The organism is Xanthobacter sp. SG618, assembly GCF_012932745.1.
In the GTDB taxonomy this organism is placed as follows: Bacteria; Pseudomonadota; Alphaproteobacteria; order Rhizobiales; family Xanthobacteraceae; genus Xanthobacter; species Xanthobacter flavus.
The window spans coordinates 190,923-212,687 of record NZ_JABBHL010000006.1 but is presented as its reverse complement, the minus strand read 5'-3'; the positions used below and the strand labels follow the sequence as shown (position 1 = coordinate 212,687).

Genomic DNA, 21,765 nt, shown 5'->3' with positions numbered 1-21,765 from the left:
ATGACCCGCAAGATGCATTTCGGCCTGTTCCTGCTGGGAACGGGGAGCCACATCGCCGGATGGCGCGTGCCGGGCGCCGTCGACACGTTCGAGGACATCGAGGCGGTGCGCCGCATCGCGGCCACCGCCGAGCGCGGGCTGTTCGACCTCATCTTCATGGGCGACAACCTCAACGCCGATCCGTCCGCGCATCCCTCCTACACCGCCCGCCTCGAACCGCTGACGCTGCTCTCCGCCGTCGCCGGCGCGACGAAGCACATCGGCCTCGGCGGCACGGTCTCCACCACCTATTCCGACCCCTACACGGTCGCCCGCGCCTTCGCCTCGCTGGACCACATTTCCGGTGGCCGCGCGGTGTGGAACGCGGTCACCACCGCCGCCCCGGCCGCCGCCGCGAATTTCGGCACCCAGCATCCGGACCACTCCAAGCGCTACGAGATCGCCGGCGAGTTCCTCGACGTGGTGAAGGGCCTGTGGGACTGCTGGGCGGACGACGCCATCGTCGCCAACCGGGAGACGGGCCTCTATATCGACCCCGCCAGGGTGAAGGCGCTCGACCATGAGGGCGAGTTCTTCAAGGTGAAGGGGCCGCTCAACATCTCCCGCGCGCCGCAGGGCCACCCCATCATCTCGCAGGCCGGCGGCTCGGAGCCGGGCCAGCAGCTCGCCGCGCGCACCGCGGACATCGTGTTCGCCGTAGTGCAGGACATGGCGGAGGCGCAGGCCGGCTACAAGTCGCTCAAGGATCGCCTGCCCGCCCTCGGCCGCAAGCCCGAGGATGTCTGCGTGCTGCCGGGCGTGATGCCGGTCGTCGGCCGCACCGCGCAGGAGGCGCGCGAGAAGCTCGCCGAGCTGATGCGTTTCGTGGATGCGAAGAACGCGCTGGGCATGCTGTCCGAGCGCTTCGGCACGGACATGAGCGCCTACGACCTCGACGGCCCCATCCCGGACCTGCCCGAGGCGGACACCTACAAGTCCTTCACCGGCGTCATGCTGGCCAAGGCCAAGCGCGAGGGCGGCACCCTGCGCGACGTCTACAACATGGTCGCGGCCGCCCGCGGCCATTGGGTGCTGGTGGGCTCGGCGGAGGAGGTGGCCGACACGCTCCAGCTCTGGTTCGAGAGCGGGGCTGCTGATGGATTCAACGTGATGCCGCCCTATTTCCCCGACGCGTTCGACGATTTCGTCGATCTGGTCATACCGATCCTGCAGGAGCGTGGCCTGTTCCGCACCGCCTATGAGGGGCCGACTCTGCGGCACCTGCTGGGGCTGGAGCGGCCGGCCAATCCCAATTTCTGAGCCGGAGCTGGCCTTTCCTTCGCCGCGGTGATGGGCCAAACAAGTCCGTCACCGCGCCCCAGGGATCGCCCATGTCCTCCGTTCCTCCCCCCATGCTGCTCTCTTGGCTCCGGCCGGGAGGGCCGGTGCTGAAGGTGCTCGCCGCCACCTGCTGCCTCGTCATCACCGTGCTGTCGCTGCTGCCGGGGAACGAGCGTCCGCACACCGGCTATTCCGGCAACATGGAGCACGTCGCCGCCTATATCGGCACCGCCGGCTTCGTCGCGCTGGCGCTGCTACGATGGCGCGTAGCGACGATCGTCTTCGCCTTCTCGGCGGCGTCCGCCTTCTTCGAGATCTGCCAGATCTGGATTCCCGGCCGGACATCATTGGTGGAGAACTGGGTCGCCAGCACGCTCGGCGCGTTCTTCGGCGCCGTCGCCGCGCGCTTTATCCTGCTGCCTCTGATGCAGGCGTGGCTCGCCCGCCGCTGAGAGCGGACGCGCCGCTCACTGCCCCAGCGGGTGGTGCATCTTGTCGATGGCCGTCGCGCCGATGGCCTCGATCTTGTACTGGATCTTGACCTTGCCGGCCTTCTCGAAGGTGAGCGTGGCGTCCATCATCTCGCCCTCCTTGAGCTGCTCCTTCAGATCGACGAAGACGAGGTGATGGCTGCTCGGCTCGAGCACGAGTGTGCCGCCGGCCGGGATCTCCAGCCCGCCCTTGATGGGCATCATGCGCATCAGGCCATCCTTCATGGTCATCTCCTGCAGTTCGACGCGCCGGGTGAAGGGCGCGAAGGCGGAGATCAGGCGGTCGGGCGTCGTGCCGGAATTGTGGATGGCGACATAGCCGGCCCCCATGTCCGAGCCGAGCGGGGTCGCCCGCGCCCAGGGATGGTCGATGAGCAGGTCGCCGGCCTTGTATTCATGGGCCAGAAGCTGCTGCGCCGAGACGAGCAGCAGACAGAGCGCGAAGAGCGTCGCGGCAAGGATTTCCTCGCCATAGAAGCGGCCAGCAAGGCGGCTGCGCCGCGGGTGCGGACGTTGGGTCATGTTTTCTCCGGAAATGCGATCCGCCTCGGCGGACGTTTGCGTCTGGTCGGCGGCCGAGGCGGTGAACGCCTCGGCCCAAGAAGCCTCGAGCGCAGGTCGCATCAGGCCGGGGGCGCGCGGGCCGGAGGGAGCGGTCGCCCCGGTGCCAGTCGGACGGCGACGCCATCGCCGCTCTCACGGATCGGCGCGGCCTGACCTTCAGGCCGGTGCGGGACGGGTGGCGGCGGGCCTTCCAGCGCGTCAAGGATAAGGCAGGCGCCGATGCAGCAATCGTCGGCGGAAATCGCGTGCCCGGACACCCCGCCGCTGTCCGCATGCGCCGCCGAGACCGCGCAGAGCGTGCCCTCGCCCGTGCCGGCAACGGCCCCACCCGCCAGCCCCGCCAGCAGCAGCTGAAGGACCAGCACATAGGCGCTCAGGATCGCAATCGTCACGCGCGCGGCGGGACGCGGGGCTGCCATGATGGAGGCCTCAGGCGGCGCAAATCGCGCACGAATCGAGCTTGCCACCGTCTTCAACAGACGAAAAGCACCGTCGTTACGGCACCTTGCTGCGCGCCTTGACGCACGCCCGGATCGCTTTATTGATACATTATATCAATTCTCGCGCGCATCATGCGTGCGCCTGTGTCCGGAGCCTGCCCATGACCCAAATCCGCCGTGACGTCAGTACGGACGCCCGCCTGCCCACCACCGTGCTCTCCGGCTTCCTCGGCGCGGGCAAGACGACCCTCCTCAACCACATCCTCGCCAACCGCGAGGGGCTGCGCGTTGCCGTCATCGTCAACGACATGAGCGAGGTGAACATCGACGCCGAGCTGGTGCGCTCCGGCGGCGCCAACCTCTCCCACACCGAGGAGAAGCTGGTGGAGATGACCAACGGCTGCATCTGCTGCACGCTCCGCGACGACCTCCTCACCGAGGTGCGGCGTCTCGCGCAGGACGGGCGCTTCGACTACCTGCTCATCGAATCCACCGGCATCGCCGAGCCCCTGCCGGTGGCCGCCACCTTCGACTTCCGTGACGAGGACGGCCAGTCGCTCTCCGACGTGGCGCGGCTCGACACCATGGTGACGGTGGTGGACGCGGCGAACCTGCTCAAGGATTTCGGCTCCCGCGATTTCCTGCGCGACCGCGGCGAGGTGGCGGGCGACGAGGACGGGCGCACGCTGGTGGACCTCCTTACCGACCAGATCGAGTTCGCCGATGTCATCATCCTCAACAAGGTGTCGAGCATCGACGAAGAGCGGCTGAAGATCGTGCGCGGGGTGGTGAAGTCGCTCAATCCCGATGCGCGGCTCATCGAGACGGACCAGTCCCGCGTGCCGCTCTGCGAGGTGCTGGGTACCGGGCGCTTCGATTTCGAGAAGGCGAGCACGCATCCCGTCTGGTTCAAGGAGCTGAACGGCTTCAAGGACCATGTGCCGGAGACGCAGGAATACGGCGTGTCGAGCTTCGTCTATCGCGCCCGCCGCCCGTTCCATCCCGAGCGCTTCCAGGCCTTCCTGGCGCAGACCTGGCCGGGGCTGGTGCGGGCGAAGGGGCTGTTCTGGCTGGCGACGCGGCCGAAGCGCGTGGGCGAGATGAGCCTGGCCGGCAGCATCTGCCAGACCGGCACCGCCGGGCGCTGGTGGGCGAGCGTGCCGAAGGAGCACTGGCCGACCCAGCCGGACTGGCGCTCCTGGCTGCGTTCCCACTGGGTGCCGGGCTATGGCGACCGGCGGCAGGAACTGGTGTTCATCGGCATGGGGCTGGACGAGGGCGCCATGCGCGCGGCCCTCGATGCCTGCCTCGTCGGCCCGGCGGACCCCAAGAGGTTCGACGCCAGCGCCTTCAAGAACCTGCCGGACCCCTTCCCCAACTGGGAAGCGGTGCCGGCCTGAACGACGGGGAGGGACCTGAGGTCCCTCCCCTTTGGCTCACTTCATGGTGGGCATCACGAACTCGGCGCCGGCGCGGATGCCGGTGGGCCAACGGGTGGTGATGGTCTTGAGGCGCGTGTAGAAGCGCACGCCCTCCGGCCCGTGCATGTGGTGGTCGCCGAACAGCGAGGCCTTCCAGCCGCCGAAGGAGTGGAACGCCATGGGCACCGGGATCGGCACGTTGATGCCGATCATGCCCACCTTGATGCGGTGCGCGAACTCGCGGGCGGCATCGCCGTCGCGGGTGAAGATCGCCGTGCCGTTGCCGAACTCGTGCTTGTTGATCAGGTCGGCGGCGGTGTCGTAGCTGTCGGCGCGCACCACGGAGAGGACGGGTCCGAAGATCTCCTCCTTGTAGATGCGCATGTCCGGCGTCACGTGGTCGAACAGGGTGCCGCCGATATAGTAGCCGTCCTCATAGCCCTGCAGCTTGAGGCCGCGGCCGTCCACCACCAGCTTGGCGCCTTCTGCGACGCCCTGGTCCACATAGCCCGACACCTTCTCGAGGTGCTGCCTGGTGACGAGCGGACCCATCTCGGACTCGGGGTCCGTGCCGGGGCCGACCTTGAGCGCGCGCACCCGCGGCTCCAGCTTGGCCATCAGCGCCTCGGCGGTGGCCTCGCCCACCGGCACGGCCACCGAGATGGCCATGCAACGCTCGCCGGCCGAGCCGTAGGCGGCGCCCATCAGGGCGTCCACGGCCTGGTCCATGTCCGCGTCGGGCATGACGATCATGTGGTTCTTGGCACCGCCGAGCGCCTGGCAGCGCTTTCCGGTGCGCGCGGCGGTCTCGTAGATGTAGCGGGCGATGGGGGTGGAGCCGACGAAGCTGACGGCCTGGATGTCCGGATCGTCGAGCAAAGCGTCAACGGCGGTCTTGTCGCCGTGGATGACGGTGAACACGCCGTCCGGCAGTCCGGCTTCCTTCAGCCACTGGGCGAGCAGCAGCGAGGCGGAGGGATCGCGCTCGGAGGGCTTCAGGACGAAGCAGTTGCCGCAGGCCAGCGCCACCGGGAACATCCACATGGGCACCATGGCCGGGAAGTTGAACGGCGTGATGCCGGCGACCACGCCGAGGGGCTGGCGCACCGCGTGGCTGTCGATGCGGGTACCCACATCCTCGGTGATCTCGCCCTTCAGCAGTTGCGGGGCGGCAGTGGCGAACTCCACCACCTCCATGCCGCGCTGCACTTCGCCCTTGGCGTCGGAGAACACCTTGCCGTGCTCGGCGCTCACCACCTCGGCGATCTGGTCCACACGCTCTTCCAGGATGCGCAGGAAGGCGTTGAGGATGCGCGCGCGGCGCAGCGGCGTGGTGGCGGCCCAGCCGGGCGCAGCCTTGTTGGCGATCTCCACCGCCGCGCGCACTTCGGCGGCGGACGCGAGCGGCACTTCGCCGGTCTGCGCGCCGGTGGCGGGATTGTAGACCGGCGCCGTACGGCCGCTGGTGCCGGCGACGAGCTTGCCGCCGATGAAGTGGGAAATCTGCGTGGGCATGATGCGCCTCCCGTTTGAATTGCCTCCGTGATGGCGCTTCAAACGACGCGCAGCAATGCTATAGTCTGAGCAGCTGTTATGCAAAAATTGTAGCCCATGGACCTCCCCCTCGACTGGGACCACCTGCGCGTCTTCCTCGCCGTCGCCCGGCGCGGGCAATTGCTGGCGGCCGCGCGGCAGCTGGCGCTGAACCACGCCACCATCGCCCGCCGGCTCGATGCGCTGGAGGCGGCGCTGGGCAGCCCCCTGTTCGACCGCCGCCCCACCGGCTGCGTCCTCACCCAGGCGGGCGAGCGGCTACTGCCGGCGGCGGAACGGGTGGAGGCGGAAATGCTGGGCATCGCCGAGCGCTTCCGCAAGGAAGAGGCCGAGGTCTCCGGAACCGTGCGCATCGGCGCGCCGGACGGGCTCGGCAATTATTTCCTCGCCGCCGAGCTGGGGCGGCTCGCGCTGCTCCATCCCCATCTGGTGGTGGAGCTGGTGCCGCTGCCGCGCACCTTCTCCCTCTCCCGGCGCGAGGCGGACCTCGCCATCGTGCTCGACCGGCCCACGGAAGGCCGCCTCACCGTCTCGCGCCTCACCGACTACACGCTCGGCGCCTATGCGGCAGCCAGCTACATCGCCGCTTTTGGCGCACCGGAGAGCGAGGCGGACCTTGCCGGCCGGCGGGTGGTGACGGGGGTGGAAGACCTCGCCTATGCCTCGGCGCTGGATTATTCCGGCGTGCTGGAGAAGCATGGCGGCCAGCCCTTCCGCTGCGCCAGCGTCACCGGCCAGATGGAGGCGGTGCGCTCCGGCGCCGGCATCGGCGTGCTGCACGATTTCGCCGCCGCTTATTATGGCGACGCGCTGGTGCGCATCCTGCCGCGCATCGCCTTCCGCCGCAGCTATTTCCTGCTCGCCCATCCCGACACGGTGGAGGTGCGCCGCATCGCCACCGTGCGCGCCTTCCTCGCCCGCCGCTTCCGCGAGGAACGCGCCCGCTTCATCGCCGAATGAACTGCGCCCTGTCGGACCGCACAGCGGCGGTGATGGCATCAAGCACCGCCCGCACACGGGCGAGGTGGGCGAGATCATCATGCACGGAGAGCCAGTAGCTGCGGGTGAGGCGCACCTGTTCGTCCAGCAGCGGCAGAAGGGCCGTATGCGGCGCCGCGAGGAAGGCCGGCAGCACGCCGATGGCGGCGCCCGACAGCACCGCATTGACCTGCGCGATCACACTGGTGGAGCGGATGACCGGCTTCAGCTCCACGCCCGGCCCCAGCTGCGAAAAGTCGAGGGCGCGGGTGAAGAGGAGTTCGGGGATATAGCCGGCGAGCACGTGGTCCTTGAGATCATCCGGCGTTTCCGGCCGCCCGCGCCGGTCGAGATAGGCCTGCGTGCCATAGAGTTGCAGCGTGTAGTCGGTGAGTTTCCTCACCCGCACCTGCCCGGCGATGGGGCGGTCCAACGTGATGGCGATGTCCACCTCCCGGCTCGCCAGCGAATAGGACCGAGGCAGCGCGACCAGCTCCGTCTCCAGCTTCGGATTGTCGGCCGAGAGCGCGGCGAGCCGCGCCGCGAGATAGCCCACCCCGAGCCCCTCCGGCGCGCCCACGCGCACCCGCCCCGTGGGCTGGCGCTCGCCCTCGCCGAGGCCGGTGATCTTGCGCAGCACGAGGGATTCCATCTCCTCCGCCGCCTGGGCCAGCTTCTGCCCCTCCTCGGTGATGAGGGTCCGCCGCCCGGCGCGGGTGACGAGGGGGGCCCCCACCGCCGCCTCCAGCCGCGCGACGCGCCGGCCCACCGTGGTATCGTCCAGCCCCAGCGCCCGCCCGGCGCCGGCCATGCGCCCGGTGCGGACAAGCTGGAGGAAGATGCGCAGGTCGTCCCAATCCATGATGCGGTGAAGTCCCTGCGGGTATTGAGCCCATTCCTGCAAAAATGCAGGATGGATCGGAAACTATCGTTCTTGCGTGCAGAAATCCAAGCTGGGATCACCAGCGGAGAGAAACAAGCGGGAGGCGCCGATGGAACGGCTCGAAGGGGATTACGACTATATCGTCGTCGGCGCCGGCACGGCTGGCTGCATCGTCGCCAATCGCCTCTCAGCCGATCCGCGCACCCGCGTGCTGCTGCTGGAAGCCGGCGGGCGCGACAACTGGATCTGGTTCCACATCCCCGTCGGTTATCTCTTCGCCATCGGCAATCCCCGCGCCGACTGGATGTTCAAGACCGATGCCGAGCCCGGGCTGAACGGCCGGTCCCTCAATTATCCCCGCGGCAAGGTCATCGGCGGCTGCTCGGCCATCAATGCCATGATCTCCATGCGCGGCCAGTCGGCGGACTATGACCACTGGCGCCAGCTCGGCCTTTCCGGCTGGGGTTGGGAGGACGTGCTGCCGGCCTTCAAGTCGCTGGAGGACCATTTCCTCGGCGCCAGCGATATTCACGGCTCGGGCGGCGGCTGGCGCATCGAGCCGCCGCGCATCGAATGGGACGTGCTGAACGCGGTGGCCAACGCCGCCACCGAACTCGGCATCCGCAAGGTGCCGGACTTCAACACCGGCGACAACGAGGGCGTCGGATACTTCCATGTGAACCAGAAGTACGGCCGCCGCTGGTCCTCCGCGCGCGGCTTCCTGAAGCCCGCCCTCGGCCGCCCCAATTTGCGGCTGGAGACGGACGTGCTGGCCGACCGCCTCATCATCGAGAACGGCCGCGCGGTGGGCGTGCGCTATCGCCAGAACGGACGCTGGATCGAGGCGCGCACCCGCGGCGAGGTCATCCTCACCGCCGGCTCCATCGGCTCGGTGCAGATCCTCCAGCGCTCGGGCATCGGCCCCGGCGACTGGCTGACCGAGCGCGGCGTCGCGACGGTGCTGGACCGGCAGGGGGTGGGGCGCAATCTGCAGGATCATCTCCAGCAGCGGGCCATCTACAAGGTCTCCGGCATCCGCACCCTGAACGAGACCTATTATTCCCTGCCCCGCCGGGCCCTGATGGGCGTGGACTATGCCCTGCGCCGGCGTGGGCCGCTGACCATGGCGCCCTCCCAGCTCGGCATCTTCACCAGGTCCGATCCGCATCAGGAGCGGGCGAACATCCAGTTCCACGTGCAACCGCTGTCGCTGGACAAGTTCGGCGAGCCGCTCCACCGCTTCCCGGCCATCACCGTGGCGGCGTGCAACCTGCGCCCCACCTCGCGCGGCGTCGTGCGCATCGCCAATGCCGATCCCGAGGCAAAGCCGCAGATCGCGCCGCACTACCTCACCACCGAGGAAGACCGGCAGGTGGCGGCGGACGCCATCCGCGTCACTCGCCGGCTCATGCGCCAGCAGGCCTTGGCCCCCTACCGGCCGGAGGAATATCTGCCCGGCCCCTCCGTCGGCGACGACGATGCGTCGCTCGCCAAGGCGGCGGGCGATATCGGCACCACCATCTTCCATCCCGTGGGCACGGCAAAGATGGGGCGCGTGGACGACCCCATGGCGGTGGTGGACGAGCGCCTGCGCTTCATCGGGCTCGGGGGCCTGCGCGTAATCGACGCCTCCATCATGCCCACCATCACCTCGGGCAACACCAATACGCCCACCGCGATGATCGCGGAGAAGGGCGCGCGGCTGGCGCTGGAGGATGCGCAAGCGGGCGCGACCTCGGCGGCGGCATAGGCGCCCTTTCCATTCACAGCCGTCATCGCCCGCCGCGTGCGGGCGATCCACGGATGGTCTCAACGGGTGCCCTGATTGCATGTAGCCGACAGGCCGCGGGGTGGATCCCCCGGACAAGCCGGGGGATGACGGCTCTCACGGTAAGGTCGTGTCCCTACCCCCTGAGCGCGCGGCGCATCACCTTGCCGGAGCCGGTGCGGGGCAGTTCCTCGATGAAAACGTAAGAGCGAGGGCGCTTGTATTCGGCGAGGTGCTCTGCGGCATAGGCTTCGAGCGCCGCCGCATCGGCCTCGACCCCCGCCTGCAGCACCACGAAGGCGGTGACGAGGGAGACGTCTCCCGATTGCGCCTCCGCCACCGCCACCTCGGCCACGTCCGGATGGGCAGCGAGCACCCGCTCCACCTCTTCCGGCGCAACGCGATAGCCGAAGGCGTTCATCTGGTCGTCGGCGCGGCCCTCGTACCAGAGGTAGCCGTCCGCATCGAAGCGGGCGAGATCGCCGGTGAGGAACCACTCGCCGCGCATCGCCGCCGCCGTCTCGTCCGGCAGTCCCCAATAGCCGAGCATCAGGCCCGGATCGGAGCGATGCACCGCGAGAACGCCCGTGTCGCCCGCCGGCATGGGCCGCTGCGCGTCCGGCGCCTCGCCTTCGGGCGGCAGCACGACCACGCGCCGCCCCGCCTGCGGCTTGCCGGGACTGCCCGGCCGGGTGGGCACCGCGAGGCCGGAGGAGACATAGGTGGAAATCTCGCTCATCCCCAGCGCCTCGTAGAGCGGACGCCCCGTCGCCGCCACCCACTCTCCGTGCAGCGCCGCCTTCAATGCCTCTCCGGCGGTGAGGCCATGGCGCAAAGCGGGGAAGCGGCCGGGCGTGATGTCGGCATATTTCAGGATGCGCCGATAGAGGCCGGGGACGGCGGCGAACTGGGTTGCGCCAGTCTCCTCCAACAGATCGGGCCACGCACCCGGCGGGCGATCGCCGAGATGGACGATGCTGGTCGCCCCCACCGCCCACGGGTCCATGAGGCCGACGCCTAGCGTATAGGTCCAGTTGAACGCGCCGGCGTGGAACAGCAGGTCGTCGCCCTTCAGGTCATGCCAGCCGGCGCGCATGGGAATGCGCCCGAGCCCCACACGCTGGGCATGGGCGACGCCCTTGGGCCGCCCGCTTGTGCCGGAGGTGAAGACAAGGAAGGCGAGGTCGTCCGCCCCCGTATCGGCGAAATCCATGGCCGATGCCGCCCCCAGCCGATCCATGCCGGCCGCATCGATGACGCCAACGCCCGCACGCGGCGCCGGCATCACGCCCGAACCGTCGCCCACCGCCAGGGCCGCGCCGGAATCATCGAGGATCATCTCCACCTCGTGCGCCGTGAGCATGGTCGAGGTGGGAATGGGCGCGAGCCCGGCGGCGATGGCGCCGAAGAACATCAGCGGGAATTGCGAGGTGTTACCCACTCGAAGCAGTACCCGCGACCCGCGCGGCAGGCCGTATCCGGCAAAGCCGCCGGCCACGCGCAGCACGGCCTCCCGCAATTCACCGTAGCTCCACCGCTCGATGATGCGGCCCTTCGGCCCCTCCGCCACCAGCAAGGCGGGCTTGTCCGCCGCCGCGCCGGCCCCGGTGAGGCAGAAACGGGCGAGGTTGAAGGGATGCGGGGCAGCCTGATTCACGGTCTCGGTCATGGTGCGATCATGGCTGGCGCGCCCCGCCCACGCCAGCGCGATTGCAAAGCTTCACGTTGGTATCACCACCATGCCGGAACAGCGCCGAGGACGCCTGCCGCACGACACCCTCACTGACGCAAAAATCCCATTGGGATCAGGCCGTTGAGGTGCCGCCCGCAGGCGCATCTACAGCGCGCCGCGCAGGCGGTGGATGCCGGCCTCGATCTGCTCCTCGGCGAGAGAGGCATAGCCGAGCAGCAGCCAGTCGTTGCTCACGTCGGCGGTGCCGTATTCGTGCCCGCCGCCGTTCTGGATGGTGTACAGGCCGACATTGCGGCTCTTGGCCAGTGCCGCCATCTGGTGCGCGCGCGGCATGCCGGGCGGCAGCTTCCAGGCGAGGTGGGTGCCCGCCTCCGTGCCGCGCAGATCGACCCGCCCGAACGCATCGCGAAGCGCAGACACCAGCACATTGCGCCGCTGCTGGTAGCGCAGCCGCACCCGCCGCAGGTGGCGTACGAAGCCGCCGGTGTGGAGGAATTCAGCCAGCGCCGCCTGCTCCAGCCACACATGCCCGTTGTCGAGCAGGGCCTTCGCCGCCCCCGCCGCCGGGGCGAGGTGATCGGGGAAGATGGCGAAGCCCGTGCGCAGCCCCGCGCCCAGCGATTTGGAGAAGGTGCCGAGATAGATCACGTTCTCCGGGCTCATGGCCTTGAGCGCCGGCAGCAGCATGCCGCCATAGTGGAACTCGCTGTCGTAATCGTCCTCGATCAGATAGGCGCCAGTGCGGTCCGCCCAGGCGAGCAATTGCTGGCGCCGCTCCAGCGAAAGCACGCCCCCCATGGGGTATTGGTGGGAGGGCATGACATAAGCCAGCTGCGCTGCCACCCCGCCGAGGCGCGACGTGTCGATGCCGTGCTCGTCCACCGGCAGCGGGTGGAGGTGCATGTTGACGCTCTCGAACAGATAGGCGGCACCCTGGCTGCAGGGATTTTCCACCACCACCGCGTCGCCCTCCCGCGCCAGCACCCGCAGCGCGAGGTTGAGGGCGAGCTGGGCGCCGGCGACGATCACCACCTGCTCCGGGCGCACATGGATGTCGCGCATCACCGCCACATGGTCGGCAATGGCGGTGCGCAGGGCCATGAGGCCGCAGGGATCGCCATATTCGGTCAGGTTGTGCCCGGCCACGGCGAGCGCGTGCAGCACGAGGCGCCGCCACGTCTTCAGCGGGAAGGCGCGCGGATCGGTGCGCTGGGGCCAGAAATCGATGGGGATGCGGCTGGTGTTGAGGATGGAATGGGGCCGGCCGGTGAAGGCGGCGGGCGCCAGCTTCTCCGGCGAGCGCCGCTCCGCCGGGGCCGGCGCTTCCGCGCGCACCGACACAGCCGAAGCGGACGCGCTCACCGACGCGCTCATGGCGGTTTCGGGAACCACCGCGGCCACATAGGTCCCGACCATGGGGCGGGTAACGAGATAGCCCTCGTTGATCAGCCGCTCATAGGCGAACGTCACCGAATTGCGGGAGACGCCGAGCTGCTGGGCGAGATGGCGGGAGGACGGCACCGCCGCCTCGGCCTTCAGCCGCCCGTCCAGGATCTGCTGGCGGATCTGCTCGAAGAGCTGTTCCTGAAGGCTCAGAGTGGAGGCGCGGTCGAGGGAGATCAGCACGGGGTCGCATCTCTTTGGTCCGGGCAACGCTCCATGTTGGCACCTGTTGGGGCCAGTTGCGAGAGGGCCAGTCGCTGTCGGCGTTTTGGGGCCACCCCTGCCGCTAGCTTGACTTGACCGGTGGGCGACAACCATTTTCACCGTCGACGCGCGTGCTTTGCTGAATTGGCGGCCGCGCCCGCATCTGAGGCGACACTTATGCCCGACACCGCTTTGCTCCAGGCGGACGAAACCCTGTTTCCCGCGCCCCTCCTCACACTTGCCGCAGATGTGCTGGCGGCCGCGCGGGCGCGGAACATCCGGCTTGCCGCCGCCGAGACGGTGACGTCCGGCCTTGTCGCCGCCTGCCTCACCTCGGTGTCCGGCGCCTCGGAGATCTTCGAGCGGGGCTATGTGCTTTACCATTCCTCGGCCAAGGCCACCGGCCTCGATGTGCCGGCCGCCGTCTCCGCCGCCCATGGCGCGGTGAGCGCGGAGGTCACGCGCGGGCTCGCCCAGGGCCTGCTCGGCCATTCCGAGGCGGGCGCCACCGTCGCCATCACCGGCTATGCCGGGCCCGGCGGCGGCAATGAAATCAATCCCGTGGGCACCATCTTCATCGCGGTGGCCACCCGGGACGGCGGGCTCGCGGAAGAACGCCACGTCTTCCCCGGCAGCCGGGACAATGTACGCCTGTGCGCCGTGCAGGCGGCCCTCGCTCTGCTCAAGTCCCAGCTCGCCTGACGCGCCGCGCATGAGCGACATTCCGGTCGTCCTCGTCACCGGCTTTCTCGGTGCCGGCAAGACGACCCTGCTCAACGATCTCCTGAAGCGCCCGGCCTTCCGCGACACCGCCGTCATCATCAACGAGGCGGGCGACGCCGGCATCGACCATGCGCTCATCGAGACCGGCAGCGACGAGGTGATGCTGCTCGAAGGCGGCTGCATCTGCTGCCGCATGAAGGGCTCGCTGAACGCCACGCTCAACGGCCTGTTGCGTCGCCGTGCCATGGACGACTTCGCCTTCCGCCGGGTGGTGGTGGAAACGAGCGGCCTCGCCGATCCCGCGCCGGTGCTCCATGCGCTGATCGCCGATCCGCTGTTCAACCGGCATTTCTCCATCGCCGGCGTGACCACGGTGGTGGATGCCGCGAACTTCGCCTCAACCCTCGCCCATCATCCCGAGGGGATGACGCAGGTGGCCCTCGCCGACCGCATCCTCATCAGCAAGGCGGACCTCGCCACCGCGGACCAGCTCGCCGCCGCCGAGCGCGAGGTGGCGATGCTCAATCCGCTGGCGGAATGCCATGTGCTGCCGGCGTCGGCGCGCGACGGCACGCTGCTGTGGATCGACCCGCGCGAGACGCCGCGCCCTCTGGCCCGACGTTTCTCGGCCACTGGCGTCGGCCATGCGGTGACCACCGCCTCCCTCGCCTTTCCCGGCCGCCTCACCCAGGACCAGGTGGACGCCTGGCTCGACCGGGTGAGCGACCTGTTCGGCGCCGCCTTGCTGCGGCTCAAGGGCATCCTGCATCTCGTGGAAGTGCCGCAGCCGGTGGTGCTGCACGGGGTGCAGGGGCTGGTCTATTCCCCCGGCCTCCTCGCCAACGCGGCGGGGGACGAGAACCGCATGGTGCTCATCGCCCGCGGCATCGAGGAGCAGGACCTCGCCGACGCGCTGACCCTGCTCGCCGGCATGGCGCGCCCCGAGTGATACCCTAGACACCCGGGACTGGCCCGCTCGGCCCTCGATCGAAGACCGAGGCCGGTGGCACCAATTACCCGCCGTTGGCCTGGACGCACTGGTTGACGCGGGCCCACGCTTCCTTGGCGCGCTTGCCGAGGTTGACCGTCCCGACATCCTCGGAATCCGGCAGCGAGAACTGGTAGGCGCCGGCGGCGACGATATGGTCGATGGCCACGAAGGGCATGGTGAACCACATGCGCGTGCCATCTGCACCGCCCGGCACCGTCCACTCCAGCATGCCGCGCGGCTTGCCGGGGACGTTGACGATGGTGCCCTTGAAGTCGCCCTTGCGGCCCTCGGCCTTGACGCTCATGTAGACGTGGCCATCGGTGCGCCGGGCAATGATGTCGTCACGGTTGCCGACCTTGCGCGTGGCGCGGCAATTGACGATGCCGGATTTCTCCGTGGTGGCGGTGAAATTCCAGCCATCGAAGCCCGCTCCATAGGGCTTGACCTGAGCCTGCGCCCCCGAGGTGGTGGCGAGCGTGGCGGCGACGGCGAGCGCGGCGAGAATACCCGTCTTCATGTGCGGCCTTCATAAGGTGAAAGGTGGCGGGACGGCCTGATGGCACTGGATCTTGCCGAGCCCGAACCATGGTCAAGCTCCAGCAGGGCCATGTTTATGAAACGCCGGCTGAATGCAAGTTGAACGAAGCGTGGCCGAATTGCGCGCAAGGCGCCCGCGCACCCTCGCCCCGCCCGCAACTGGCCCCATGGGCCGGACTGGCTCCATAAGCCTGCAACAAGCCGGCGCTACCGCGTGTCCCTCCCCGCCCCTAGCGTTCTTCGACAGGATGGAAACGAGCGAGACCGCAATGGCCAGCACTTTTTCGGCGAAGACCTTTTCCGGCACCGTGGGCATCGTCCCCGCCCTCGACATCGAGACGCAGGAGAAGTTCGATGCGGTGGTGAAGGCGACGAGCGGCGTGCCCGGTGTCGCCGGCTACAAGCTCGGGCTCACCAGTGTGCTGCGCCATGGCCTGAAAGAGTCCATGCGGCGGGTGCGCGACCTCACCGACCTGCCCATCCTCTACGACCACCAGAAGGCCGGCCCGGACATGCCGGACATGGCGAAGAAGTTCACCGCCCTCTGCGCCGAGGCCGAGGTGGACGGGCTCATCCTCTTCCCCGTCGCCGGCCCCACTGCGGTGGACGGCTTCGTCGGCGAAGCGCTGAAGGCCGGCATCGCGCCAGTGGTGGGCGGCGAGATCCCGGTCGCCGACTATGGCGTCTCCGGCGGCGGCTACCTCCTCGACAATGCGCTGGACCTCATCCTGGAGCGCTCGGTCCAAGGCGGCGCCGATCATTTCGTCCTGCCCGCGCACGATGCCGCGAAGGTCACGCGCTGGTCGCGCTGGATCGCGGCGAACGTGAAGAACCCGCTGGTGTTCCTCACCGGCTTCGGCTCGCTGGGTGGCACCATCGAGGGGGCGTTCGCCGCCGCCGAAGCCTGCCCGCGCCGCTTCGCCATCGTCGGCCGCCTCATCACCGAGGCGAAGGACCCGGCCGCCGCCGCCACCGCGCTCTATGAGAAGATGCAGGCGCTGGAGGCAACGGCGCCATGAACGCCGTGCTGCCGTCCATCCACCGCGAGCCCTTCGTGGGCGGGCGTTTCGTGCCCGCCATGGGCGGCGGCGTCGAGGCGCTGGTCGATCCCTGGACCGGCAGGCCCCTCACCGAGGTCGCGCTGGCGGGTCCGGTGGAGGTGGAGGCGGCGATCCGCATGGCGCGCCATGCCTTCGATGCCGGCGACTGGCCCCATCTTCCGCCGGTGGAGCGCGGCGCGGTGCTGCACCGCATCGCGGCCGGGATCACGGCACGGCAGGACAAGTTTGCGCAGATCGAGGCGGTGAACGCCGGCAAGCCCATCTCCGGCGCCCTGCGCGAGGTGGAAGGGGCGATCCGCGTCTTCACTTATTATGCCGGGGCCATGGACAAGGTGTTCGGCGACACCATCCCCCTTGGCAAGGATCTTCTGGATTTCACCCTGCGCGAGCCCCTGGGCGTGGTGGCGCAGATCGTGCCGTGGAACTTCCCGCTGCTCGGCGCCTCTTGGAAGCTCGCGCCCGCGCTTGCCGCCGGCTGCGCCGCCATCCTGAAGCCCGCGCCTCTGACGCCGCTCACCGCCCTGCTCCTCGCCGAAGTGTGTCGCGAGGCGGGGGTGCCCGACGGCTTCCTCTCCGTGCTGCCCGGCGGCGCAGACGTGGGGCGGCGGTTGGCGGAGGACCCGCGCATCGACGGCATTTCGTTCACCGGCTCCACGGCCGTGGGGTCGGAAGTGATGCGGCTGGCCTCCGCTTCCATCAAGCGCGTGGCGCTGGAACTCGGCGGCAAGAACGCCGCGTTGGTCTTCGCCGATGCCGACATGGAGAAGGCAGCGGCGAGCGCGGTGGCCTCGGGATTCGGCAATGCCGGCCAGTCCTGCTCCGCCCGCTCGCGCCTTCTGGTCGAGCGCGGCGCGCTGGAGCCCTTCGCCCGTGCCTTCGCCGCCGCGGCCGCCAAGCTGAAAACCGGCAAGGCGCTGGACCCCGCGACCAATCTCGGCCCGCTCATCTCCGCCCCGCACCGCGATGCGGTGGATCGCACCGTGGCGCAGGCGCGCGAGGCGGGCGCGGACCTCGTGAGCGGCGGGGTGATGCCCGAGGGCGACGGCTTCTTCTACCCGCCCACCATCCTCTCGGGCGTGGGGCCGGACAATCCCGCCTTCAGCCGGGAGATCTTCGGCCCGGTCTGCTCCCTGACGCCGTTCGACAGCGAGGCCGAGGCCATCGCGCTGGCCAATGACAGCGACTATGGTCTCAATGGCTCCGTCTGGTGCCGCGACATTGGCCGGGCGCTCCGGGTGGCGCGTGCCATGCGCACCGGCATGGTGGCGGTGAACGGCCTGCCGAGCGCCTCGAAGACCAGCGTGTTCGCGCCTTTCGGCGGCTACAAGCGCTCCGGCATCGGCCGCGAGCTTGGCCTTCAGGCGCTGGATTTCTACTGCGAGATCAAGAACGTGGTGGTGGACCTCACGTAGCGGAAGACAAAAGGAGCCACCGGGCGGCGGGCTGGACCCATCGTTGCGTCGGCGGCTGGCTCTCAATGCCTGGCAAATGGCGTTGCTAACTTTTTGAACAGAGCGAAAGGCAAGGCGCGTATGGCCATCGCAATCGTCGGCGGAACCATGATCGACGGCACGGGGGCGGACCCGGTGCCGAATGCGGTCGTGGTGATCGAGGAAGGGCGCATCGTCGCCGCCGGCCCCGAGAGCCGGGTGAGCGTGCCAGCGGGCGCCCAGAAGCTCGACGCGGCGGGGCGCACCGTGCTGCCCGGCTTCATCGACACCCATGTCCACGGCACATACCGCGCCCGCGACATGCGCCAGCACCTCTTGAACACGCCCACCTACAATGTGCTGAAATCCATCGAGGTGTTCCGCGAGACCATCGCCTGCGGCATCACCACCGCGCGCGACATGGGCGGCGCCGATGCCGGCTTCCGGCAGGCCATCGAGGAAGGCATCATCGACGGGCCGCGCCTGTTCATCTCGCTGGGCATGGTCTCGCAGACCGGCGGCCATGGCGACTACTGGCTCCCCGCCGGCATGCGCATCCAGAAGCGCGCCTGGCTCCCCCACACGGTGGCCGACGGGGTGGAAGAGATCCGCCGCCTGGTGCGCGAGCTTCTCATGCGCGGCGCCGACTTCATCAAGATCTGCGCCACCGGCGGCATCACCTCGGTGACCGACAGCTGGGACGAGCCGCAATTCACCATTGAGGAGATTTCCACCGCCGTCTCCGAGGCCGCCGCCAAGGGCAAGCGCGTGGCCGTGCACGCCGAGGGCCTCGCCGGCATCAAGAATGCGGTGAAGGCCGGCATCCACTCGCTGGAGCACGGCTGGTTCATGGATGAGGAGAGCGTGGACCGCATGATCGCGGGTGGCATCTGGTGGGTGCCGACGCTGGCACTGGTGCCGCTCTCCATCGAGCATCGCCGCAAAAACACCGCTTGGGCCAGTCACCAATTGGGCCAGGAGGACGTGAAGGACGCGCAGATCTATTCGCTGATGCAGACGCAGATCCCCCTCTGGAAGGAGGCGGTGAAGCGCGGCGTGAAGGTAGCCATGGGCACCGACCAATCGCACCGCCTGCTGGTGGGCGAGAACATGGCCGAGCTCGCCTTCATGGTGGACTGGCTCGGCATGTCGCCCATGGAGGTGATCGTCGCCTCCACCACCAAGGCCGCGGAATGCATCGAGCAGCCGAACCTCGGCGCGCTGAGGGCCGGATGCATGGCCGACGTGCTGGTGCTGGACGGCGACCCGCTCGGCGACATCCGCATCCTGGAGCAGCGCGACCGCCTGCATCTGGTGATGAAGGGCGGAAAGGCCTTCACGAACCGGCTCGACGGCTGAGCGCTGTCGATAAAATGATTTTGTCAATTGATATAGTAGAAAACAGCTGCTAGGCAGTATCACAGAGCCGGGCCGGGAGCGCCCCAGGAGCCGTGTAATGAAGTTGAACCGCTTTATGATCCGGCCTCTCGTCGAGCTGGGCCTTCGCGAGGAGTTAAGCTCCGGCGATACAACCGGAGGCTTTCTCGTCGGCGACGATCCGGTTCAGACGGCCAATATCTACGCCAAGGCGAACGGGATCGTCTGCGGCATGCTGTTCGCCGACGAGACCATCCGCTCCATCGAGCCCGATGCGCGCATCGAATGGCTGGTGGAGGACGGCGCCACGGTGGAGCCCGGCACCGTGCTGATGCGGGTGCAGGCGCGCGCCTCCACCTTCTTCGTCATCGAGCGCTCGGCCCTCGACTGGCTGCAGCAGATGAGCGGCATCGCCACCAAGACGCGCCGCTATGCCGAGCTGGTGAAGCACACCGGCGTACGCATCACCGACACCCGCAAGGGCTGGCCGGGCCTGCGCATGGTGCAGAAATATGCCGTGCGCGTGGGCGGCGCCCACAACCACATCTTCAACCTCGCCAATTGCGTGCTGGTGAAGGACAACCACATCAAGATCGCCGGCTCCATCACCGAGGCGGTGAAGATCCTGCGGGCGAGCGCGCAGCACACCTTCAAGTTCGAGGTGGAGTGCGAGAGCCTGGAGATGGTGCAGGAGGCGCTGGACGCCGGCGTCGAGATCATCATGTTCGACAACATGGACCTCGACGAAATGCGCGAGGGCCTGAAGCTGACCAAGGGCCGCGCCATGACCGAGGCGTCCGGCGGCATCAACGAGACCACCATCGTACCCATCGCGGAGCTGGGTGTGGACGTGATCTCCATCGGCGACCTCACCCACACGGTGAAGGCCCTCGACATCAGCCTCGATGTGCGGGACATCAAGCCGAGCGCTCAGCGGACCATCGACCGCCTCAAGCAGCTCTCGAACTGAACACAGGCGGGCCATGCGCGGGGACATGCCCTTTCGTCTGAGGCCGGGAACGGAGACCTTCGTCTTCGACCTCGACGATACCTTGTACCCGCGCTCCGCCGGCCTGCACGGCCAGATGCTCGCCCGCGTCTGGCTGTTCATCCAGGAATTGACCGGCTGCACGCCGGAAGAGGCGGCGGCGCTGCACGCGCATTATTACGAGACCTACGGCACCTCCCTCGTCGGGCTCCAGCGCCACCACGCGGTGAAGCCGCAGGATTTCCTCACCTTCGTCCACGAGATCGACCTCTCCGTTCTCGCCGAAAACGCCGAACTGCGCCTCGCGCTCGAAGCCCTGCCAGGCCGCCGCCTCGTCTTCACCAACGGCTCGCGCGCCCATGCCGAGCGGGTGCTGGAGCGCCTCGGCATATCCGACCTGTTCGAGGGCGTGTGCGACATCGCCGCCTGCGACTATATCGGCAAGCCGGAACGCGCCGCCTACGACACGCTCGTCGGCCGGCACGGCGTCGCGCCGGACCGCGCCATCATGTTCGACGACCGCGCGGTGAACCTCGCCGTACCCCATGCGCTCGGCATGCAGACGGTGCTGATCGGCGACCACGGCCTGCCCGAGACGCCGGACGCCGCGCACGTGCATTTCCATTCCCTCGCGCTCGCGCCCGTGCTCGCCCAGATCGAGCCGCGCACGCCCCCGATACCGACGCCAAAGGCCGCACAAAGCCTTCATAAGGGCCCGCAAAATAAGGGCTCATCAACGACCGACCTTCCTCAGGAGCCATGATGATGCACGCCCGTCTCACGCGCCTACTCATCGCCGCCACGGCCGTCTCGCTCGCCGCCGCGCCCGCTTTCGCAGCCGACGTGAAGCTCGGCATCGTGCAGTCCACCTCGGGCGGCTCGGCCGCCCTCTACGGCACCATGCAGAAGAACGGCGCGGAGCTGGCTGCCGCCGAGATCAACGCCTCCGGCAAGCTCGGCGACCTCAAGCTGGTGCCCGTCCACCAGGACGATGCCGGCGATCGCGGCCAGACCGTCAACATCTTCCAGCGGCTCATCAACCAGGACAAGGTGACGGTCATCTTCGGGCCGACGCTGACCACCTCGGCCTTCGCCGCCGACCCCATCGCCAACGCCGCCAAGGTGCCGGTGATCGCCTCGTCCAACACCGCCCCCGGCGTGCCGGCCATCGGCGAATACATCTTCCGCACGAGCGCCCCCGAGGCGGCGGTGTTCCCCGGCGTGCTCGCCTATGCGGTGAAGCGCTACCAGCCGAAGACCGCGGCGCAGATCTACGGCATCGACGACGTGCTCATGAAGGCCGCCTACGGCGTGCACAAGGCCGCCCTCGACAAGGCCGGCATCAAGGTGGTGGCCACCGAGACCTTCCAGAAGGGCGACGTGGACTATTCCGCGCAGCTCACCAAGATCAAGGCGGCGAACCCCGACATCATCGTCGTCGGCGGCCTCGCGGAAGAGACCGCTAACATCGTTCGGCAGGCGCGCCAGCTCGGCATTCCGCAGTCCACCGTCTTCCTCGGTGCCAACGCCGCCATCTCCACCAAGCTCAACGACCTCGCCGGCCCCGCCGCGCAGGGCTTCCTCGTGGGCTCGGGCTGGTTCATCGACTTCGACACACCCGCCAACAAGGCGTTCGTGGAGGCCTACAAGGCCAAGTACGGCAACGCCCCCGATACCTTCGCCGCCCAGGCCCACGCCGCCGTGACCATCTTCGCCGATGCGGTGAAGCGCGCGGGCGGCGTCTCCGATCCGGCGAAGCTGCGCGCCGCCATCGCCGACACCAAGGACCTCCAGACCGTGCTCGGCCCCTTCTCCTTCGACAAGGACCGCGAGCCGGTGCTGGTCGCCAAGGTGCTGGAGCTGAAGGACGGCAAGTTCCAGCTCGCCCAGTGATCCACC

20 protein-coding genes are annotated in these 21,765 nt (G+C 68.6%); 13 read left to right on the top strand and 7 right to left on the bottom strand.

Annotated elements, in window-relative coordinates:
• A complete protein-coding gene (locus FHT36_RS17335) occupies positions 1–1,299 on the top strand; it encodes an LLM class flavin-dependent oxidoreductase (RefSeq protein ID WP_169123736.1) in 1,299 nt (432 codons plus the stop codon).
• Positions 1,300–1,370: 71 nt separating this feature from the next.
• Positions 1,371–1,772: a VanZ family protein gene (locus FHT36_RS17330; protein WP_169123735.1), complete on the top strand. Its 402-nt coding sequence runs from the start codon at positions 1,371–1,373 to the stop codon at positions 1,770–1,772.
• Positions 1,773–1,787: 15 nt separating this feature from the next.
• Here the strand turns inward: FHT36_RS17330 and FHT36_RS17325 are convergent, their stop codons facing one another.
• Both FHT36_RS17325 and FHT36_RS17320 read right to left on the bottom strand, forming a co-directional pair.
• Positions 1,788–2,333, bottom strand: a complete 546-nt coding sequence (locus FHT36_RS17325; RefSeq protein ID WP_169123734.1) for a copper chaperone PCu(A)C — start codon at positions 2,331–2,333, stop codon at positions 1,788–1,790.
• A 101-nt stretch (positions 2,334–2,434) separates the two neighbouring features.
• The gene (locus FHT36_RS17320) at positions 2,435–2,794 is read right to left on the bottom strand and encodes a hypothetical protein (protein WP_169123733.1); all 360 of its coding nucleotides are present in this window, start codon (positions 2,792–2,794) and stop codon (positions 2,435–2,437) included.
• A gap of 182 nt (positions 2,795–2,976) precedes the next feature.
• Between FHT36_RS17320 and zigA the strand changes: the two genes are divergently transcribed.
• The gene (zigA, locus tag FHT36_RS17315; RefSeq protein ID WP_169123732.1) at positions 2,977–4,215 is read left to right on the top strand and encodes a zinc metallochaperone GTPase ZigA; all 1,239 of its coding nucleotides are present in this window, start codon (positions 2,977–2,979) and stop codon (positions 4,213–4,215) included.
• A 36-nt stretch (positions 4,216–4,251) separates the two neighbouring features.
• Here zigA and FHT36_RS17310 read toward each other — a convergent pair whose 3' ends face one another.
• Positions 4,252–5,751 (bottom strand): CoA-acylating methylmalonate-semialdehyde dehydrogenase, encoded by a 1,500-nt coding sequence (locus tag FHT36_RS17310; RefSeq protein WP_169123731.1) that lies wholly within the window; start codon positions 5,749–5,751, stop codon positions 4,252–4,254.
• Between the two features lie 96 nt (positions 5,752–5,847).
• Here FHT36_RS17310 and FHT36_RS17305 point away from each other — a divergent pair, with 96 nt between their 5' ends.
• Positions 5,848–6,750: a LysR family transcriptional regulator gene (locus tag FHT36_RS17305; protein WP_169123730.1), complete on the top strand. Its 903-nt coding sequence runs from the start codon at positions 5,848–5,850 to the stop codon at positions 6,748–6,750.
• Here the strand turns inward: FHT36_RS17305 and FHT36_RS17300 are convergent.
• Entirely contained in the window at positions 6,737–7,630 is an 894-nt protein-coding gene (locus FHT36_RS17300) for a LysR family transcriptional regulator (protein WP_169123729.1), read from the bottom strand. The two genes, FHT36_RS17305 and FHT36_RS17300, sit on opposite strands and share 14 nt — an antisense overlap.
• 130 nt (positions 7,631–7,760) lie before the next feature.
• Here FHT36_RS17300 and FHT36_RS17295 point away from each other — a divergent pair, with 130 nt between their 5' ends.
• Entirely contained in the window at positions 7,761–9,401 is a 1,641-nt protein-coding gene (locus FHT36_RS17295; RefSeq protein ID WP_169123728.1) for a GMC family oxidoreductase, read from the top strand.
• Between the two features lie 154 nt (positions 9,402–9,555).
• Here the strand turns inward: FHT36_RS17295 and FHT36_RS17290 are convergent, their stop codons facing one another.
• Together FHT36_RS17290 and FHT36_RS17285 are read right to left on the bottom strand one after the other, a co-directional pair.
• Positions 9,556–11,088 (bottom strand): acyl-CoA synthetase, encoded by a 1,533-nt coding sequence (locus tag FHT36_RS17290; protein ID WP_169123727.1) that lies wholly within the window; start codon positions 11,086–11,088, stop codon positions 9,556–9,558.
• A gap of 168 nt (positions 11,089–11,256) precedes the next feature.
• Positions 11,257–12,738, bottom strand: coding sequence for a PLP-dependent aminotransferase family protein (locus FHT36_RS17285; RefSeq protein WP_169123726.1), 1,482 nt, complete (start codon positions 12,736–12,738; stop codon positions 11,257–11,259).
• Between the two features lie 198 nt (positions 12,739–12,936).
• Between FHT36_RS17285 and FHT36_RS17280 the strand changes: the two genes are divergently transcribed.
• Both FHT36_RS17280 and FHT36_RS17275 read left to right on the top strand, forming a co-directional pair.
• Positions 12,937–13,461 carry a CinA family protein gene (locus FHT36_RS17280; RefSeq protein ID WP_169123725.1) on the top strand — a complete coding sequence of 175 codons (525 nt, stop codon included), beginning with the start codon at positions 12,937–12,939 and terminating at the stop codon, positions 13,459–13,461.
• A 10-nt stretch (positions 13,462–13,471) separates the two neighbouring features.
• Positions 13,472–14,431, top strand: a complete 960-nt coding sequence (locus FHT36_RS17275; protein ID WP_169123724.1) for a GTP-binding protein — start codon at positions 13,472–13,474, stop codon at positions 14,429–14,431.
• 64 nt (positions 14,432–14,495) lie between these two features.
• Here the strand turns inward: FHT36_RS17275 and FHT36_RS17270 are convergent, their stop codons facing one another.
• Entirely contained in the window at positions 14,496–14,990 is a 495-nt protein-coding gene (locus tag FHT36_RS17270) for a hypothetical protein (protein ID WP_169123723.1), read from the bottom strand.
• A gap of 289 nt (positions 14,991–15,279) precedes the next feature.
• Between FHT36_RS17270 and FHT36_RS17265 the strand changes: the two genes are divergently transcribed.
• The 6 genes from FHT36_RS17265 (at position 15,280) to FHT36_RS17240 (ending at position 21,759) form a co-directional block, all read left to right on the top strand.
• Positions 15,280–16,029 carry an orotidine 5'-phosphate decarboxylase / HUMPS family protein gene (locus FHT36_RS17265; RefSeq protein ID WP_169123722.1) on the top strand — a complete coding sequence of 250 codons (750 nt, stop codon included), beginning with the start codon at positions 15,280–15,282 and terminating at the stop codon, positions 16,027–16,029.
• The gene (locus FHT36_RS17260) at positions 16,026–17,483 is read left to right on the top strand and encodes an aldehyde dehydrogenase (RefSeq protein WP_210257823.1); all 1,458 of its coding nucleotides are present in this window, start codon (positions 16,026–16,028) and stop codon (positions 17,481–17,483) included. Before FHT36_RS17265 ends, FHT36_RS17260 begins: the two co-directional genes overlap by 4 nt.
• A gap of 120 nt (positions 17,484–17,603) precedes the next feature.
• Positions 17,604–18,860, top strand: coding sequence for an amidohydrolase family protein (locus tag FHT36_RS17255; RefSeq protein ID WP_169123721.1), 1,257 nt, complete (start codon positions 17,604–17,606; stop codon positions 18,858–18,860).
• Between the two features lie 115 nt (positions 18,861–18,975).
• On the top strand, positions 18,976–19,848 hold the full coding sequence (gene nadC, locus FHT36_RS17250; RefSeq protein ID WP_210257822.1) for a carboxylating nicotinate-nucleotide diphosphorylase: 873 nt from the start codon (positions 18,976–18,978) through the stop codon (positions 19,846–19,848).
• A gap of 25 nt (positions 19,849–19,873) precedes the next feature.
• Positions 19,874–20,629 (top strand): pyrimidine 5'-nucleotidase, encoded by a 756-nt coding sequence (locus FHT36_RS17245; RefSeq protein ID WP_169123720.1) that lies wholly within the window; start codon positions 19,874–19,876, stop codon positions 20,627–20,629.
• 2 nt (positions 20,630–20,631) lie between these two features.
• A complete protein-coding gene (locus FHT36_RS17240; protein WP_169123719.1) occupies positions 20,632–21,759 on the top strand; it encodes an ABC transporter substrate-binding protein in 1,128 nt (375 codons plus the stop codon).
• The last annotated feature ends 6 nt before the right edge of the window (positions 21,760–21,765 follow it).

Coding starts and splice junctions, on each gene's coding strand:
- FHT36_RS17335 (WP_169123736.1), top strand. CDS start 1: ATGACCCGCAAGATGCATTTCGGCCTGTTCCTGCTGGGAACGGGGAGC.
- FHT36_RS17330 (WP_169123735.1), top strand. CDS start 1,371: ATGTCCTCCGTTCCTCCCCCCATGCTGCTCTCTTGGCTCCGGCCGGGA.
- FHT36_RS17325 (WP_169123734.1), bottom strand. CDS start 2,333: ATGACCCAACGTCCGCACCCGCGGCGCAGCCGCCTTGCTGGCCGCTTC.
- FHT36_RS17320 (WP_169123733.1), bottom strand. CDS start 2,794: ATGGCAGCCCCGCGTCCCGCCGCGCGCGTGACGATTGCGATCCTGAGC.
- zigA (WP_169123732.1), top strand. CDS start 2,977: ATGACCCAAATCCGCCGTGACGTCAGTACGGACGCCCGCCTGCCCACC.
- FHT36_RS17310 (WP_169123731.1), bottom strand. CDS start 5,751: ATGCCCACGCAGATTTCCCACTTCATCGGCGGCAAGCTCGTCGCCGGC.
- FHT36_RS17305 (WP_169123730.1), top strand. CDS start 5,848: ATGGACCTCCCCCTCGACTGGGACCACCTGCGCGTCTTCCTCGCCGTC.
- FHT36_RS17300 (WP_169123729.1), bottom strand. CDS start 7,630: ATGGATTGGGACGACCTGCGCATCTTCCTCCAGCTTGTCCGCACCGGG.
- FHT36_RS17295 (WP_169123728.1), top strand. CDS start 7,761: ATGGAACGGCTCGAAGGGGATTACGACTATATCGTCGTCGGCGCCGGC.
- FHT36_RS17290 (WP_169123727.1), bottom strand. CDS start 11,088: ATGACCGAGACCGTGAATCAGGCTGCCCCGCATCCCTTCAACCTCGCC.
- FHT36_RS17280 (WP_169123725.1), top strand. CDS start 12,937: ATGCCCGACACCGCTTTGCTCCAGGCGGACGAAACCCTGTTTCCCGCG.
- FHT36_RS17275 (WP_169123724.1), top strand. CDS start 13,472: ATGAGCGACATTCCGGTCGTCCTCGTCACCGGCTTTCTCGGTGCCGGC.
- FHT36_RS17270 (WP_169123723.1), bottom strand. CDS start 14,990: ATGAAGACGGGTATTCTCGCCGCGCTCGCCGTCGCCGCCACGCTCGCC.
- FHT36_RS17265 (WP_169123722.1), top strand. CDS start 15,280: ATGGCCAGCACTTTTTCGGCGAAGACCTTTTCCGGCACCGTGGGCATC.
- FHT36_RS17260 (WP_210257823.1), top strand. CDS start 16,026: ATGAACGCCGTGCTGCCGTCCATCCACCGCGAGCCCTTCGTGGGCGGG.
- FHT36_RS17255 (WP_169123721.1), top strand. CDS start 17,604: ATGGCCATCGCAATCGTCGGCGGAACCATGATCGACGGCACGGGGGCG.
- nadC (WP_210257822.1), top strand. CDS start 18,976: ATGATCCGGCCTCTCGTCGAGCTGGGCCTTCGCGAGGAGTTAAGCTCC.
- FHT36_RS17245 (WP_169123720.1), top strand. CDS start 19,874: ATGCCCTTTCGTCTGAGGCCGGGAACGGAGACCTTCGTCTTCGACCTC.
- FHT36_RS17240 (WP_169123719.1), top strand. CDS start 20,632: ATGCACGCCCGTCTCACGCGCCTACTCATCGCCGCCACGGCCGTCTCG.